Origin of the sequence: Virgibacillus sp. W0430 (genome assembly GCF_051846935.1) — a bacterium.
Lineage (GTDB): Bacteria > Bacillota > Bacilli > Bacillales > Amphibacillaceae > JBPYCR01.
On record NZ_JBPYCS010000013.1, the window covers coordinates 24,108 to 41,639 of the forward strand.

Genomic DNA, 17,532 nt, shown 5'->3' on the forward strand with positions numbered 1-17,532 from the left:
CTCACATCCCTCCCTTAAAGCTATAAGAATTTGCAACATCTACTTGACGCCAGCTTCCATTATAGTTGATATACCAGCCAGGACGCAGTGCAATACTGTGTGAAGCATTTTCTGTATCATCTAAATGATAGCCGATTCGGATATCTTTAATATTTCTTAGCTCAAAGTTATCGCTAGACTCAAGATAATTTAAAACTGCTTGTCCAGAAGGCAGATTTACTTCATCCTGTCCGAGCGAATTATTTAGGACAAACAACGGTCGATAGTATTGGTATAGCTCTTGACTTCGCCATTCTTGCTCGATTACAGAAAGGTCTGCGTAGTCAAAAACCGGATAACCGTCATAGTACATTCTATAACGGATTTCATTAATGGACTTATCGGCTGATTCAAATTTGTAATCGTTTGTCCAGCCTTTATGCTCGTTAATATTTGAAATACTTTTATCAAATAACTCAATGATTTCCATCCGCTCGTAGTTTGACTGAATTGGATTCGTATATTCTATTGCCCTTCCATCCTGCAAAAGTCGCATGCCACGTTGTGAATCGGTAAAATATGCTTCACCTATATTCGCACTGACGAGCGAAGGGGTTGAAAACAGTACATTAACGAGCAAATCTGGCTCAATTGTAGTCGTAGCCAATGTTTTTCTATGCATAACGACCGGGTTTTTCGGTAAATAGATGGTAGTTGTCGCATTGCTAAAGGAAATATACTCTTCAAATAACTCTCGTTCCTTAAAGTAATTCACTAGCAGCTCATATTTATCGGATTTATCTACAACGGCAGTCGCTTGTTTTCGGCCATCCACTGATAAGAATAATAACTCTAAAGAGCGTGATTTTTCTTTAAACGTAATATGAATTCGCTGAAACGACCAATTCGGCATGTAATTTTCTTTATTGAACTTGAGCAAGCTTGGTAAAATGCTCATTGGGATCGGGCTCGGAAAGATAACTTCCACTTGTTGTTTGTTTTTGGGACGGCCCCGCGCTTCCCCTGGCTGAAAATCATATAACACCCACGTGTGCATATCCTTCGTTAAGGACGCCATGCTTAAAGGATTTTTAAAGCCATAATGGGTGCCATTTTCATGAAAAATAATGGAGCTCGGTTCGATTATTCCTTTTTTCTTCTCTTCTTTACCACCGAGATCACCTTGATTAATATAGCGCGTATCATGAAACTGATCAAAATTTGGCTGATTGCTCCATAACGCAAACGTTAACAGAAGACTAATTCCTACGAGCAACGTTAAAATAAATGTTTTTATTCGTTCGTATGTCATGCCGTTCCCCTCCGCTTCTCGTTCATTAGCGGCAACGTAAAGTAAATAGTCGTTCCTTTCCCTTCGACACTTGTTGCCCAAATTTTTCCGTAATGAGCCTCAACTAATTCTTGGGAAATTGCAAGCCCTAGCCCTGTACCACCAAGGTTTCTCGTTCGAGCTTTATCCACTCGGTAAAAGCGGTCAAATATCTTTTCCAATTTATCGTAAGCAATACCAAGACCTTCATCACTAACGCTAACGATAATTTGCCGGATTTGCTTCTCAACCCGAAAACGGATCGCGCCACCGTCTGGAGAATATTTAATGGCATTGGAGATAATGTTATCGAGCACTTGTGTCATTCGATCTTTATCAATCCATACATAATAACGTAAATTAGGTAATTCCCGCTCTAACGTAATGTTATCAGAAATGTTCATTTCAAATCGGTCAATCACTTCATGAAAATAGCGAATAAATTCCGTTCGTTCTCGTTGTAAGGATAATTCTTTATTATCCATTCGTGACAGCTGCAATAAACTATTCACCATACGTATCATGCGCTCCGTCTCATTTTGGGCAACACCAAGAAACTTAGGAGCAATTTCCTTATCTGTCCACGCGCCTTCCGTTAACGCTTCTATATAACTGCGCAATGTAGTTAATGGCGTCCGCAGCTCGTGCGAAACATTTGAAACAAATTCCCTGCGCTCTTGCTCGGCCTTTTCTTCTTCGGTTACATCGCTTAATACAGTAATAAAGCCTCTCACTTCATCGCTTTCATCGAAAATCGTTGAAAAGTTCGCTCGAACAAGAAAGACTTCATCTGCTTCACTAAAGTCAATAATAATCGATCCACTTTCTTGTAGCTGGGTAATATCTATTACGCGCTCATCAAGCTCTAATAGATCAATTAAGTCTTTCCCAACCAAGCGTTCCGGGCTTTCACCGAGTAACCTTCCAGCCGCATCGTTTATTAATGTAACCTCACCTGATTGATCTGTAGCAATAACACCTTCTGTCATATTGGATAGAACCGAGCTTAACTTCCGCTGCTCCTCTTGAATCGTTGCCATCGAATGACGCAAGCGGTCGTTTAAGTCATTAAACGTTTCGGCTAGCTGGCTAATTTCATCGGTTCCATACACATTTACTTTTTGTGAAAAATCACCGGTAGCCATCACTTGCGCTTGTCTCCGCATCTCAATTATTGGTTTAGTAATTGCTCGGGCAACGAGAATACCGAGAATAGCTGAAACGAGAAGCGCTAATATGGAACCATTCAAAAAGATATCGTTTATATTTTGAAGCTGGCCATACACACTTTCTAATGAAATCTGCAAATAAATTACGCCTTCTACGTTTTCTTTTTTATTAAAGATAGGCTCCACCCGTACAAATATACGGTCTCCTGTTTTACTATTAATTAGCGTATTATCCAATGAAGAGCCAAATTTCAACGACTGCTGAACGATTGGCTCGGTAATCTTCTTTCCAACAATATCTTGATTTAAAAAGTCGTTCGTTCCTAGCACACGTCCTTGATTATTAATAACCTGTATGGTGGCTCCTCCACGATCGACATCTGTAACGATGTTTTGTACTTCTTGCTGGAGCGTTAACTCTTGATCATCACCTGTACGATCCCTTCCAAATGCTTGTTCCAGATTAATACTTAACAAATCGACACGATCATTAATCGATTCTTTAAAGTTATCAAGAAGCTCCATTTCAACTTCCCTAGCTACATACGAACCGATTACTTGAACGGCAATTAATAAGAGCAAAATATAAATAATAATAAATTTCATTTGAATGGAACGGAAAAAACCAACCTTTTTCATCACAACTACTCCTGCTCAGGATTGCGTAAATAATACCCTACTCCACGTCGGGTAACTATCCAATTCGGATTGCTCGGGTTCTCCTCAATTTTTTCCCGTAGCCTTCTTACGGTTACGTCAACGGTTCGAACATCCCCAAAATAGTCATAACCCCATACCGTTTCGAGTAAGTGCTCTCGTGTCATCACTTGTCCGATATGTCTTGCTAAATAATAAAACAATTCAAACTCTCGGTGCGTCAGATCAATGTGCTCTCCATTTCGAGAAACACTGTATGCATCTGGATGAATGGCTAAATTACCGATTTCAATATCCTTTTTCGGCTGTACGGTATCATCTACTGGCTGTTGATGTCTTCGCAAATTCGCCTTTACTCTAGCGATTAGTTCGCGATTACTGAACGGCTTTGTTACATAATCATCCGCGCCAAGCTCAAGCCCTAACACTTTATCAATTTCCGAGTCCTTTGCCGTTAGCATGATAATTGGCATTGTATACGTTTTTCTTATTTCTTTACACACTTCATTGCCATCTTTTCCAGGTAACATAATATCAAGTAATACGAGATCTGGATTTTCTTCAGAAGCTAACGAAATCGCTGTATCTCCATCATACGCACATACTACTTCATATCCCTCTTTTTCTAGGTTGAACTTTAAAATATCTGCAATGGGCTTTTCATCGTCGACAACTAGAACCTTTAGACTCACTGATCCCACTTCCTTTTCTATTAATTACTGCACACACTATTTTTAAAAAACAGTACACGTTCTAATTCCAGCATTCCATTTTTGCGATGCCTTTTGTCTATTCTATCGTATATTTGCTAAAATGTCTGTTCTTGTAGTCGACATGTTGGCGTCAAATATTGAGGGGCCTCTCTATCGTTTTTATTCTACATTGTTGACAGATTCCTTCATTGCTAAGATTTTGTTTAACAAACTGGCTGCACTTTATAAAAAGAAAAAATGGTTCCGATCATCACGACTTGATGATTAGAACCATTTTCAGGTTATACGAGCAAATGTTACTTCTACATTTGTTGTTAATTATTTTTTGCACGGTTTCATTATCGATAAACACTTCTAACAACATTCGTTTGGGAACGATCTGGCCCAACTGAAAAAATCGATAGCGGTATTTCTGTCAATTGAGAAACACGCTCTAAATAATGTCGTGCATTTTCTGGAAGTTCATGTAAGCTTTTTACATTCGTAATGTCTTCTGTCCAGCCTGGCATTTCTTCATATACCGCTTCACATTGTGCAAGCATAGACAAGCTAGCAGGGAATTCATTAATGATTTCCCCTTTATACCGATAAGCTGTACAAATTTTTAACGTTGGTATCCCTGTTAATACATCGATGGAATTGAGTGATAAATCGGTAATACCGCTAACTCGGCGAGCATGACGGACGACGACACTATCAAACCAGCCAACACGGCGCGGACGACCAGTCGTTGTCCCATATTCTCTACCTACTTCACGAATTTGATCGCCAATTTCATCATTCAACTCTGTTAAAAATGGGCCATCGCCTACTCGCGTCGTGTACGCTTTGGAAACACCAACAACGTTGGATATCTTAGAAGGTCCCACACCAGATCCGATCGTTACCCCTCCTGCTACAGGATTCGATGAGGTAACAAATGGGTATGTCCCTTGGTCAATGTCGAGCATTACTCCTTGAGCACCCTCAAATAACACACGACGTCCTGCGTCAAGCGCATCATTTAAAACAACGGATGTATCACAAACATATTTGGCCATTTGCTGCCCATATTCGTAATACTCTTCTAATATATCTTCTACCTTGATCGGATCTACTTCATATACTTTTTCAAACAATCGATTTTTTTCTTGTAAATTTTGTTTTAATTTTTCTGTAAAAGCAGCTTTATCAAGTAAATCAGCAATTCGAATTCCGCTTCGAGCTGCTTTATCCATATAAGCAGGTCCGATTCCCTTTTTCGTTGTTCCGATTTTATGAATCCCTTTTTCTTCTTCTTGAAGAATATCAAGCTTTAAGTGATACGGTAAAATTACATGTGCGCGGTTGCTAACACGTAAGTTTTCCGTTGATATGTTATGGTCGTGCAAATATTTAACTTCTTCCATAAATGCTTTTGGATCAATGACCATTCCGTTTCCTAATACACATGTTTTATCTTCAAAGAAGATGCCGGATGGAATTAAATGCAGCTTATACGTCACATCATCAAAAACAATTGTATGACCAGCATTATTACCGCCTTGATAACGGGCAACTACTTCGGCATTTTGTGAAAGAAAATCGGTAATTTTCCCTTTCCCTTCATCGCCCCATTGCGTTCCAACTACTACTACTGAGGACATCGTGCACCTCCGCGAATATTTTTTGAGTTTTTTTAATTATATATTTTATTCGTTTTCTCATTTGTTTGGACGATCATTCCGTTAAAGTCCATAGCTAGCTTACCAATATTACTCGTATAAGTCAATCAAATGACGAACATTAAGTGCATTTTCAATTTAATCGTTCGTTATATACCCTTTCTAACCAGCAAAAGAAAAAGCACCCATTCGGTATAGTATGAGTGCTTCCTCACTATTTTTATGCATGAACAGGAGGTGGAATATCACTTTCTTGATAACGATGATCTAAGTCAACAAATTTATTATATTCCTTAACAAATGCTAGTTCGACTGTGCCCGTCGGTCCATTCCGTTGCTTGGAAATAATGATTTCAATAATATTTTGTTTTTCTGATTCGGTATCGTAATAGTCATCACGATATAAGAATCCGACAATATCGGCATCCTGCTCAATACTTCCAGATTCACGCAAGTCAGACATCATTGGTCGCTTATCTTGACGAGACTCCACACCACGTGAAAGCTGGGATAAAGCAATGACTGGAACCGTCAATTCCCGTGCCAATGCTTTCAATGACCTGGAAATATCCGATACTTCCTGTTGGCGGTTTTCTTTTGATCGGTCACTGCCCTGAATGAGCTGTAAATAGTCAATTATAATCATGCCAAGTCCATGCTCTTGCTTTAATCTTCTGCACTTTGAACGAATATCAGACACACGAATTCCTGGAGAATCATCAATATAAATGCCGGCATTGGACAAGGAGCCCATTGCCATTGTGAGCTTACCCCAATCATCTGTCTCTAGCTTACCTGTTCGTAGACGCTGGGCATCTATATTTCCTTCCGCACAGAGCATTCGAGATACGAGCTGCTCGGCGCCCATTTCCAAGCTAAATATCGCTACATTTTCTGGAGTATTTACAGCAACATTTTGAGCAATATTTAATGCAAATGCCGTTTTACCTACGGAAGGTCTCGCAGCAATTATAATAAAGTCATTTGGCTGAAATCCAGAGGTTATGCGATCCAAGTCGCGAAATCCAGTCGGCACACCTGTTACATCGGCATCATTTAAATGCAATTGTTCTATATTATCGTATACTTCGATCAGTACGTCTTTTATCGCGCGAAATGCACCGGTATTCTTCCTGCCTGATACTTCTAATATGTTTTTTTCAGCTTCATCTAATACTTCCGCTACTTCATCTTCTTTTTCAAAGCTCGTTGAGACAATATCCGTCGCTGTACGAATAAGTCGACGTAGCAATGCTTTTTCTTCAACGATTTTACTGTAGTAGCCAATGTTGGCCGCTGTTGGTACACTGCTTGCAACATCCGATAGATAGGAAACGCCGCCAGCTTCCTCGAGCTGCTTCGCATTTGCTAATGCTGTTGTTACTGTTACGAGATCTATCGGCTCCCCTTTATCTGCTAAACGCATCATTACTTCAAATATTCGTTGATGGCTTGCTCGATAAAAGTCTGCTGGAACAAGAAGCTCGGAGGCGGTTGAAAATGCTTCTGGCTCTAAGAAAATTGCTCCGATAACTGCTTGCTCTGCTTCTATATTATGTGGAGGGATGCGTTCGTTCCACATGTCGCTCATAATTGTATTCCTCCCTTTTGGAGAAACGCTGGTACGATATATATACCGCTTCTACGTTTTAATTCTTATTTAAGTAGTTTACTTTTAAAGACCGATTAATGTACGCTGTCGTATATCGATGACAGCGTACGTATGAACGATTGTTTATCAGCTAAGCTTCAGCTGCTTATTTATACGATACACACAATCGCTTGTGTGTATTTTTATGCTTCTTTAACGTGGACGTTTATTGTACCTTGTACGTCTGGATGCAGCTTGACCGGTACATGCGTATGGCCTAATGAACGAATCGGCTGCTCAAGCTCAAGCTTACGTCGGTCAATTTTATACCCATGCTCTTTATGTAATGCATCGGCAATTTGCTTGCTCGTGATTGAACCGAATAAGCGGCCACCTTCTCCTGACTTTGCTTTTAATTCAACCGTTATTTCTTTAAGGGCATTTTTCAATGAAACGGCTGCTTCCTTTTCTTCCTGGGCACGTTCGTTTGCTTTTTTCTTTCTTAATTCGAGTGCTTTTAAGTTCCCAGGTGTTGCTTCAACGGCTAATTTCTTTTTAAATAAAAAGTTTTGTGCATAGCCTACCGGCACGTCCTTCACTTCGTCTTTATTCCCTTTTCCTTTTACATCTTGCAAAAATATTACTTTCATTCTGTTTCTCTCCTTCCATAATACTCATCAATTATTTCTTTTAAAAATAGTTCAACATCTTCAATTGTCGTATCCTCGATTTGTGTAGCGGCATTTGTTAAATGACCCCCACCTGCCATCCGTTCCATAATAACCTGAACATTCACTTCTCCTAATGAACGAGCACTAATTGCCACCTTACCATCTTCCAGCTTGCAAATGACAAAAGAAGCCGCAATATTGTTCATTGTAAGCAACGTATCCGCTGTTTGTGCTATTAGTACTTGGCTATATACCTCGTCCGGATTTGCCTTTGTAATTGCAATAGAGCCTTGATACACTTCAACTCGTTCAATTAGCTTACTTCTCTTTACATAAGTCTGTATATCTTCTTTTAAAAATTGTTGGATTAAAATATTATCTGCACCTTTGGAGCGCAAGTACGACGCAGCATCAAACGTCCGTGAACCTGTACGTAATGCAAAGCTTTTCGTATCAACAATTATTCCAGCAAGAAGTGCAGTCGCCTCTAATATTTCAAGCTTTGCTCGTTTTGGCTGATACTCTAGAAGCTCTGTTACAAGCTCACTTGTCGACGATGCATATGGCTCCATATAAACGAGCGTCGGGTTCTCGATAAAATCTTCTCCACGACGGTGGTGGTCGATAACTACTTTATAGTCCGTTTTATTAAGTAAGCGACTATCGGCTACCATTGTTGGACGGTGAGTATCAACAATAACAATTAAGCTTCTGCTGGAAACAATTGCTTCTGCCTCATCTGGAGCGATAAACGACTCCCATAACGATTCCTTTTCACGAAGTGCATCAACGATTCGCTCGACACCTTCTGTCACATCATCTTCATCAAAAACAATAAAACCTTCTACCTCGTTTGATTTCGCAATATTTAATATACCAATACAGGATCCAAGCGAATCCATATCTGGTGCTTTATGCCCCATAATTATTACGTTATCACTTTCTTTAATTAATTCCTTTAACGCATGAGAAATTACGCGGGCTCTTACTCTCGTTCTTTTTTCCATTGGATTTGTTTTCCCGCCATAAAATCGAACTTTCCCGGTCTCATCCCGAATAGCAATTTGGTCACCGCCACGTCCTAAAGCGAGATCAAGACTCGATTGGGCCAGCTTTCCTAGCTCAGGGAGCGGCATGTTTCCAACACCTATCCCGATACTTAAGGTGACTGGGTTCTTTTGTCCAGATTCAACGACAAGTTCTCGCACTTCATCTAGTATTTCAAACTTAGACTGTTCGAGCTTAGCTAAAATTTCCTGCGTTACGATTGCTAAAAAACGATCCTGTGACGTTCGCTTTAAATATAAACCGTATGCTCCCGCCCAGTTGTTCAGTACAGAAGTTACGCGAGAATTTAGCTGGCTTTTTGTTGTGTCGTCCATGTTTTGTGTTATTTCTTCATAATTATCCAAGTATATAATCGCAATTACCGTTTGTTCGTTATGATATAACTTTTCGATTCGCATCTGTTCGGTACGATCAAACAAATAAAGCAGTCGATCGGATTCTTTAATAACCGTCTGCAAATTATACGAATCGACTGTAATCCATACATTATTTTTTCTTTCTTTTACTGCCGGGATGAGCTGGTCAGACAATATACTTAGCGGTTTTCCGACTAATGAAGGTGCTTCACTAAATTGATTCATGTATGGATTCGTCCACTCAATCTTATAATCCTCATCGTATAATATTATTCCAAAGGGCATTTCAAGGAGCGCTTCTTCCCCAACCTTTTTCACTCGATACGATAATGTGGCAATATATGCCTCTGTTTCTTCATGTAACTTTTGCTCCTTCTTCAGGCTATAAAGAAAGGATGTTAGTAGTATGATCGTCATACCTATTCCAAGCAACCATTGAAAATACCATAACATTATTAGTAATATGGCAGACAATACGTAAAGAATGGTTATGTGACCGCCCAGCATCTGTTTTTTTGTTCGATTGGACATACAGATTCAACTCCTATATTTCTAGCAACGCCTTATTTTCCTCACAAAGCATTTGCTTTAAAGCAATCAATCATTCAGTCGTAATTTTAAATAACATAGCCTTGCTATGCGTGCATTCAATTCTTTAACCGTTTTCTTAACCCAAAGCCTATATCAATTATACCGATGATTCGTACGAAATACAGTAAAGGTGGTAGCAATAAAGCTGCAATAACGATCATAATAGGAACCGCTTTAGAAATCTTTTTATGATGCATGTAAAAGAAAATAAATGAAAGTCCTTGTAAAGTTAAAAACAATACGACTAAATAAAGAACATTTTGGATGGCTAGAAACAGAGCGCTCGATGGATCGAGTTCAAATAAGGAAATAATTAATGCACTAAAGTAGATCCATATTAAAGCAACAGGCAATTCAAACTCACGGAAAGGCGGAAATCTTAATCGCTTATTTTCCAATCGATTTATAACTTTATAGCTCATCCATTGTGCTACAAAGGCTAGTATAATTGCACTTACAGCAAAACCAACAGGCAGCAAGTTTTTCATCATACTCATTTGTGCTTCAACGAGTGCGATTTGTTCCTCGGATTGTTCCAAGCCAGCCTGTTCTAGAATTGCGCTGCTCGTTTTCATTGACTCTTCAACAAGTACATCAATTTCATCGGTAATATTAATGCCAAGCAATAATTGCGTTGCTACAAATACAATTAACAATCCAGCTATAAAGCCGACTGTTCCCCGTGCCCATGCCTCATATGGTGTAAGACGGCGATACAATGAATAACCGATGACAATCCCACCAGAACCTGCAAGTACGGTTAAAGGTAATGATATAACCGTAGCAAAGAACATCGATAATATAGTTGCCGCAATAAGCATAATAAGCGTCGGTTTCCAGCTATACCTATAAGCGTAAATAACAAATGGAATTGGTAATAAAAATAGTACAAAAAAAGAAAAAAATGGTACAAATACGGTAATTGTAAGTAATAGAATATAGACTGCTATTAATAATGCTGCGTCTGTTAATTTTTTGGATTGGTTCATCACACACACCTCTAAATCGTTACGGAAAATAAATGAGTAATTTTATTTAACCCTCATTCTAATATGATAACAGAATTTGACTGAAATTGTTGTCAAAAAACGTACAAATGAATATTTCCCGGGGAATAACCTATGTATCGTGGTATAGTATCTAATGAGGAAGGATGACTAAAATGATTTTTTGGAATACGTTTTTATATAGTGTGCAACTCCCAAGAAAAAATGCTGTATTTAAACTAAATCGAATCGGTATGGATATTGTTGTTATTTACATGTTTATGCTTTTATTTATCGTTTCCATACCATCCTTTTTTGATCAATTAGCTAATCCGAACGGGTTTAGCGATAGCATGAGCGTTTTTTTCTTTCTTATTTACTTTTTCATTTTTTATTATTTGCCGTTAACTGTTATTGTCTTCGCTCTATTATCAATTATTGCATTTATTGGAACAAAGCTCGCAACCTTCTTTAATCGTAAGTTGCATTTTTCAGTTATTTGGAAGGCGGTAGCGTTATCTACGACAAATCCATTTCTTATTTATGCGGTGCTATCCTTGATTTTCCCAATTGATGATCGCATCTTATGGTTCGGCTTGCTCTATGTTATCGTATTACTTTTTAAAATTATTTTTATTTACCCTGAGAGAAGGCGCACTCGTTCTTCATAAATGAAGTACGGTTTTTACACAGAATTGGACGTATACATATACGATTCATGCACTACTATTTTTCTGAAACGAAACCGATAACCTCTAATGTTTAATACGCTCTACCGATGTTTATGCACGTGCAGAAGTTTTTAGATTTGATTTTTTGCGTAAGTTTGAACGCGCACTACATCAAATATGAGTCCAATATTCCGTATAGAGCTAAAACAAAAGCCCCTTTTCATTATTTCTCTTAAGAAATGAAAAGGGACCTTTTTTACTTTTTATTCGGAAACGAATGGAAGTAAAGCCATTGCGCGAGCACGTTTAATAGCAATTGTCAGCTTGCGCTGGTATTTTGCAGATGTGCCTGTAACACGACGAGGCAATATTTTACCTCGTTCTGAAATAAAACGTTTCAACAATTCAACATCTTTATAATCAATGTTTGTTATACCGTTTGCTGTAAAATAACAAACTTTACGACGTCTTGGGCGTCCACGACGAGCACTCATACTTTCCCCTCCTTACTTTTATTACCTAACTGAAATTTATTTTAGTACGATCCATCGATCTAAAATGGCAAGTCATCGTCCGATATGTCGATTGGCTCACCGGCATTACTAAATGGATCCGCATTGTTTACCTGTGGCTGACTCTGATGTTGCCCCTGCTGTTGGAAGCCTGGTCCAGTTTGTCCTTTGTTTTGAGAGGATCCTTTTGGCTCTAAAAATTGAATACCTTCAGCCAAAACCTCTGTCACAAAAACGGTTTTCCCGTCTTGCCCTTCAAAGCGCCGAGTTTGAATACGACCATCTACACCAATTAGATTCCCTTTGCCCATATAATTCGCAAGGTTTTCCGCTTGTCTGCGCCATGCGACACAATTAATGAAATCAGCTTCATTTTCACCTTGCTGGTTTTTAAATGGACGGTTGGCAGCAACTGTAAAGTTAGCGACTGCTACTCCGTTCGGTGTATAACGTAGATCGGGATCCTTTGTTAATCTTCCAACAATAACGACTCGATTCAACATCAGAATCACTCCTTTTTATTGATCATCTACTCGAATTGCCATGTGGCGAATTATGTCATCTGAAAACTTCGCTTGACGATCAAATTCGTTAACCGCTTGTTCAGCACCTTTGAAGTTGATTACAACATAATAGCCATCACGATAGTCATTAATTTCATAAGCAAGACGTTTCTTGCCTTTTTCATCGACTTTATCAATTTCCGCTCCATTATCAGTAAGAATGTTGTTAAAACGCTCAATCAAAGCCGTTTGTGCTTCTTCTTCAATGTCTGGGCGGATGATATACATGATTTCATATTCTCTCATCCGTTACACCTCCTTTTGGTCTATGCGGCTCCTTTATTTAAAGGAGCAAGGAATAATCAATAATTAATTACTCACGATGAAATATTATATCAAATTTTTCAATAATATACAACCTATTCGAGAAATCAGTATATGCGATTATCCGTAATTCGTTTGGGTACAGTGGTGCTTATCCGAAAATCTAAGAATTATATCGTTAAGTTTGCACAACGCTTAAACGTTAAAGCGAAAATGAATTACATCGCCGTCTTGGACGAGATATTCTTTTCCTTCTAAGCGAACCTTTCCTTTTTCTCGTGCTTGTCCCATCGATCCTGCTTCTACTAAATCATCGTAAGAGACCGTCTCGGCACGAATAAAACCACGTTCAAAATCTGTATGAATAATCCCGGCAGCCTGTGGAGCTTTCATTCCTTTTCGAAATGTCCAAGCACGCACTTCTTGTTCCCCTGCAGTAAAGTAAGTTGCTAACCCAAGGAGATCATACGAAGCTTTTATTAGTTGATCCAAACCAGATTCTGCAATGCCTAGCTCATCAAGAAACATTGCCTTTTCGTCTTGATCCAGCTCTGCAATTTCAGCTTCAATTTTTGCGCACACTACGATCACTTCAGCGTTCTCTTCTGCAGCAAACTCTTTCACTTTTTGCACGTACTCATTTTCATCTGGTCTCGTAATTTCATCTTCACTTACATTTGCTGCATATAAAACAGGCTTTGTCGTTAATAAATGCAACTGGCTAACGATTTTCATCTGTTCTTCGGTGAAGTCTAAAGCACGAGCTGGCTTTTCGTTTTCCAAGCCTTCTTTAATCTTCTCAAGGACATTAAACTCTTGAACTGCTTCTTTATCTTTTTGTCTCGCAAGCTTTTGCACGCGTTCAAAACGCCTATTTACCGTTTCTAAATCTGCTAAAATTAATTCCAAATTAATAATTTCTATATCATCAATTGGGTCTATTTTTCCCGATACGTGTGTTATGTTTTCATCTTGAAAGCAGCGAACGACGTGGCAAATTGCATCAACTTGTCGTATATGGGATAAAAATTGATTCCCTAGTCCTTCGCCTTTACTCGCACCTTTTACGATTCCAGCTATATCTGTAAATTCAAAAGCAGTCGGTATCGTTTTCTTCGGTTTAACAAACTCTGTTAATATATGCAAACGCTTGTCCGGCACTTCTACAATTCCAACGTTTGGATCGATCGTACAAAACGGGTAATTTGCCGATTCTGCTCCTGCTTGGGTAATTGCATTAAATAATGTTGATTTACCAACATTCGGAAGCCCGACAATTCCTGCTGTCAATGACATGCCACTTCCACTCCTTAAGGTCATTCATTCATATGAATCTGTTACTAATTATAGATAGAACATTTTTAAATGACAAGTTTTGATAAAGTGAAAATAAGCATAAATGTATGCTTATTTTTTAAAAATAGCGTGATCATATTTTCATTTTATCAGTCCGGACATTCCAATTTGTTCATTTTTCGTTCATTATCATTTTCGTATGCGTCATCATTCATTCAATGACGTATTATTCCGCTGCTTTTTCTATTATTTTCTTCATCTTCTTCGTAAAGTCTTTTCTCGGTATAAGAATACTTCGTTCACAACCTAAGCATTTTATACGGATATCCATTCCCATACGGATGATTTTCCAGCGGTTTTCACCACACGGATGCTGCTTTTTCATTTGAACAACGTCGTTCAGTTCAAATTGCTTATCTACCATTGCCCGTCTCCCTTTCCTTTCTATTATTATCTATTTCGAGTGCGGTTGGCTGTTCGTTCCGAGAGTACATAACAAGTCGCGGTGCTGGTATATCAATTCCTTCTTTATATAAGCGCTCTTTTACTTCTTTTCGGATTACTCTTGCGCCAAACCATTGATATACTGGTAGTGTATCGGCAATGACTCGAATGACATAGTGCGATGTTTCTAATGCTTGTATACCGTGTATTACGGGTGTGTTTACTATTTCTTCATACTTATCAGGTAACCGTTTGACAACATCTTCAATAATCGCTTCAGCTGCAGCAATGTCGTTTTCATATGGAACATTGATATCAACAATTGCTAAGCCGTTATGAATTGAATAATTGATTACTTGTGTAATGTTTCCATTTGGGATAACGTTTTGTTCACCTGTCCAGCTTTGAATTTTTGTCGTTCGTAAACCGATTTCCTCAACAGTTCCTTCTGCGCCTGCAACAATTACGTAGTCGCCAACAGAAAATTGATCCTCAAACACAATAAAAAAGCCGGATATAATATCACGTACTAAGTTTTGCGCACCAAACCCGATTGCAAGGCCTGCAACTCCGGCACCTGCAAGCAGGGATGTGATTGGAAGGGATAATGCTTCCAGCACCATAATAAAAGCAATAAAATATACGACGTATGACAGTACATTTTTCATTAATTTTTGTATCGTTTCTTCTCGTCGTTCTGATATTCGTATTGGCCCTTGTTTCTTGCTAAAAACTCGATCAATTATATTTTTCCCAACGCGAACTACGATACTAGCTAAAATAATAATAACAATAATTTTTAAAACACTTTGTCCTATAGCAATCCATAAATTAGGACCGGTTATATAAATCCATAAGTCTTGTAATTTCTCGCTCACTTTAACCAAAATGAAAAACCTCCATACGATCTAGCACTATTTAAAGTTTACAACAATTCATTTTTTGTGGAAAGGAAAGCGACACGAATTAATTGTTTGAATATTTTCTATTGTTAAACAACGGAAAGAATACTAATCGAGTTAATATATATAAATTCAATATACCATAAGCGGGATATATATAGGCGATTAAAGTGGAAAAACCAAAAATAGTAAGTGGTAGCATACAAGCAAGCGATAGCAGAACAAGCAGCCAAATCGGCAGCTGAACAGATCGTTTTATTCGTGTGACGATTCCGAGAATACCTGCTGCCGCTGTAGTAAATATAGCAATCCATAAAAGTATACTCATAAAAAACAGCATATTTGCTGAGTAATTCTTCAAAATAGCAAACAGTGGTATTTCATATAACAATATTTCATCTGCAATTTGAATTAAACTATTATTATATATGTAAGAAATAATACCAAAAACGACTCCACTACCTATCGATGCAATCCATATTTCTCCTTTTGTTTGCACCTTCGTCCCGATTGCACCAAGAACAGCTACTAAAGGAAGTACATTTAACGCAGTAAATGGAAATGCTGCAGCCCAATTGCTTTGCTTGCTCCAAGGCGATAGGAGAGGAAGCTGCTGATCGATCGTAAACTGGAGAAGCACGAATAACAATCCTACCAATAGCAGTGGAATAATAAACTGATTAATAGATAAAACAGCGTTTATATCTTTTATAAATAATAGCAACAAAACAACAGATATCAAAATTACTCCCCACCAATAATTCAGTTGAAATGCTTGTACTGTCGCACCACTGCCAGCAATCATTACTACCGTTGTAGTAAATAAATACAACAAGATCATATAATCATAGATTCGAACGAGGCGCTTTCCTACTATTGCTTCTAATACATATAAATAATCTGTTGCCCGCTTTTCATAACTTAAGGTCATAATAACCGTACACGATATAATAAACATAATTACAAATAACAATATAGCAAGTCCACTTTCGTCGCCAAAAAATTGCCACAGTTCTCTACCCGATGCATACCCGGCTCCTATCATTGTCCCTAAAATAAGAAATAACCACTTCATACCTGCTTTCCACATTCCTTTTCCTCCCATATGTACCGTTTTATGTATAGTTTTGTTTTTTTGAACGTATACTATAACAATATGTTTATGGAGGATAAGCTATGAATTTAAATAAACGCAAACGACCCAATGATCATTTCCGCATGCGCTATTCTGAACCAGATGTAAGCAATTATTTGAGTAGCAAACTTATTTCATGGCTTCCGACATCTCCTTGTGAGTATATTGCTTTATTCATTGGTACAGATCGTTCCACTGGAGATGCGCTCGGTCCTTTAGCAGGAAGTTTTTTGTCAAAATTAAACCCTAAGCACATGACTGTATATGGTACGTTAGCATCTCCGGTACATGCTGTTAACTTACAAGAACAAATGAATACCATCTTCAATACGCATCAAAACCCTTTTATAATAGCAATTGATGCATGCTTAGGAAAAAGCAGCTCGATCGGTCAATTAATTGCCGGAACTGGACCCGTTAAGCCTGGCGCTGCACTAAATAAGCCCCTTCCGCCTATCGGTAACATACATTTAACAGGCGTTGTAAATATTAGCGGTTTTATGGAGTATGCCGTCCTGCAAAACACAAGACTGTCGCTCGTCTATGAAATGGCTGAACAAATCGCAATAACCTTACATACAATTGATCGCCAGCTCACCTATGATCAAACACCACCAGCAGTTGTTGTGACAAAATGCAATCAAGCTTCTGTTTAGTTGCTGCCAATCCACTGCGTGCATCGATTCTAAGCGCCTGTACAAAGCTTATTTGTACCTAGCACACAGAAAGTGGGTTGTTACTAAAAATTAAGCAGATGTAGCCATGCCGGCGGAATGCGTCCACTTTCCACTGCAATCAACGGCTTCCGCTAGCAAAGAAACATTTAGGCTTTATTCAGAATCCTTGTGAGTTGGCATCGATGTGATTCCCGAAAGAGCGTTAACCTCTGTAGGGAATCACAAGCTTCTGGCTGAAAGCGATGTATATTTTTCCGAGCGTGGTTATACTCTAAATCTAATCGTTTGCAATTTTACTAGATAAGACCCTTCTA

Annotated in this window: 17 protein-coding genes; 2 read left to right on the top strand and 15 right to left on the bottom strand. The window is 38.5% G+C overall.

Annotated elements, in window-relative coordinates:
• Nucleotide 1: 1 nt before the first annotated feature.
• From ACLIBH_RS08600 to ACLIBH_RS08635, 8 genes are all read right to left on the bottom strand, one after another.
• Complete coding sequence (locus ACLIBH_RS08600) at nt 2–1,291, bottom strand: YycH family regulatory protein (RefSeq protein ID WP_439316296.1); 1,290 nt, start codon at nt 1,289–1,291, stop codon at nt 2–4.
• Nucleotides 1,288–3,117: a cell wall metabolism sensor histidine kinase WalK gene (gene walK, locus ACLIBH_RS08605; RefSeq protein ID WP_439316297.1), complete on the bottom strand. Its 1,830-nt coding sequence runs from the start codon at nt 3,115–3,117 to the stop codon at nt 1,288–1,290. The genes ACLIBH_RS08600 and walK overlap by 4 nt, the downstream gene beginning before the upstream one ends.
• A gap of 5 nt (nt 3,118–3,122) precedes the next feature.
• Entirely contained in the window at nt 3,123–3,827 is a 705-nt protein-coding gene (gene yycF, locus ACLIBH_RS08610) for a response regulator YycF (protein ID WP_439316298.1), read from the bottom strand.
• A 359-nt stretch (nt 3,828–4,186) separates the two neighbouring features.
• The gene (locus ACLIBH_RS08615) at nt 4,187–5,473 is read right to left on the bottom strand and encodes an adenylosuccinate synthase (protein WP_439316299.1); all 1,287 of its coding nucleotides are present in this window, start codon (nt 5,471–5,473) and stop codon (nt 4,187–4,189) included.
• 238 nt (nt 5,474–5,711) lie between these two features.
• On the bottom strand, nt 5,712–7,082 hold the full coding sequence (dnaB, locus tag ACLIBH_RS08620) for a replicative DNA helicase (RefSeq protein ID WP_439316300.1): 1,371 nt from the start codon (nt 7,080–7,082) through the stop codon (nt 5,712–5,714).
• Between the two features lie 203 nt (nt 7,083–7,285).
• Nucleotides 7,286–7,732, bottom strand: a complete 447-nt coding sequence (rplI, locus tag ACLIBH_RS08625) for a 50S ribosomal protein L9 (RefSeq protein WP_439316301.1) — start codon at nt 7,730–7,732, stop codon at nt 7,286–7,288.
• Nucleotides 7,729–9,708 carry a DHH family phosphoesterase gene (locus ACLIBH_RS08630; protein WP_439316302.1) on the bottom strand — a complete coding sequence of 660 codons (1,980 nt, stop codon included), beginning with the start codon at nt 9,706–9,708 and terminating at the stop codon, nt 7,729–7,731. Before ACLIBH_RS08630 ends, rplI begins: the two co-directional genes overlap by 4 nt.
• Nucleotides 9,709–9,824: 116 nt before the next feature.
• Nucleotides 9,825–10,757: a YybS family protein gene (locus ACLIBH_RS08635; protein ID WP_439316303.1), complete on the bottom strand. Its 933-nt coding sequence runs from the start codon at nt 10,755–10,757 to the stop codon at nt 9,825–9,827.
• 173 nt (nt 10,758–10,930) lie between these two features.
• On the opposite strand from ACLIBH_RS08635, the gene ACLIBH_RS08640 reads away from it, so the two are divergent.
• Entirely contained in the window at nt 10,931–11,425 is a 495-nt protein-coding gene (locus ACLIBH_RS08640) for a hypothetical protein (RefSeq protein WP_439316304.1), read from the top strand.
• Between the two features lie 263 nt (nt 11,426–11,688).
• Here ACLIBH_RS08640 and rpsR read toward each other — a convergent pair whose 3' ends face one another.
• From rpsR to ACLIBH_RS08675, 7 genes are all read right to left on the bottom strand, one after another.
• Nucleotides 11,689–11,919 carry a 30S ribosomal protein S18 gene (gene rpsR, locus ACLIBH_RS08645; protein WP_439316305.1) on the bottom strand — a complete coding sequence of 77 codons (231 nt, stop codon included), beginning with the start codon at nt 11,917–11,919 and terminating at the stop codon, nt 11,689–11,691.
• A 59-nt stretch (nt 11,920–11,978) separates the two neighbouring features.
• Complete coding sequence (ssb, locus tag ACLIBH_RS08650; protein WP_439316306.1) at nt 11,979–12,440, bottom strand: single-stranded DNA-binding protein; 462 nt, start codon at nt 12,438–12,440, stop codon at nt 11,979–11,981.
• Between the two features lie 15 nt (nt 12,441–12,455).
• Complete coding sequence (gene rpsF, locus ACLIBH_RS08655; RefSeq protein ID WP_439316307.1) at nt 12,456–12,746, bottom strand: 30S ribosomal protein S6; 291 nt, start codon at nt 12,744–12,746, stop codon at nt 12,456–12,458.
• 213 nt (nt 12,747–12,959) lie between these two features.
• A complete protein-coding gene (gene ychF / locus ACLIBH_RS08660) occupies nt 12,960–14,060 on the bottom strand; it encodes a redox-regulated ATPase YchF (protein ID WP_439316308.1) in 1,101 nt (366 codons plus the stop codon).
• A gap of 226 nt (nt 14,061–14,286) precedes the next feature.
• Complete coding sequence (locus ACLIBH_RS08665) at nt 14,287–14,484, bottom strand: DUF951 domain-containing protein (RefSeq protein ID WP_439316309.1); 198 nt, start codon at nt 14,482–14,484, stop codon at nt 14,287–14,289.
• Complete coding sequence (locus tag ACLIBH_RS08670) at nt 14,474–15,382, bottom strand: mechanosensitive ion channel family protein (RefSeq protein WP_439316339.1); 909 nt, start codon at nt 15,380–15,382, stop codon at nt 14,474–14,476. The genes ACLIBH_RS08665 and ACLIBH_RS08670 overlap by 11 nt, the downstream gene beginning before the upstream one ends.
• An 88-nt stretch (nt 15,383–15,470) precedes the next feature.
• Nucleotides 15,471–16,496, bottom strand: coding sequence for a YkvI family membrane protein (locus tag ACLIBH_RS08675; protein WP_439316310.1), 1,026 nt, complete (start codon nt 16,494–16,496; stop codon nt 15,471–15,473).
• 86 nt (nt 16,497–16,582) lie between these two features.
• Here ACLIBH_RS08675 and yyaC point away from each other — a divergent pair, with 86 nt between their 5' ends.
• Nucleotides 16,583–17,197, top strand: a complete 615-nt coding sequence (gene yyaC, locus ACLIBH_RS08680; protein ID WP_439316311.1) for a spore protease YyaC — start codon at nt 16,583–16,585, stop codon at nt 17,195–17,197.
• Nucleotides 17,198–17,532 lie beyond the last annotated feature (335 nt).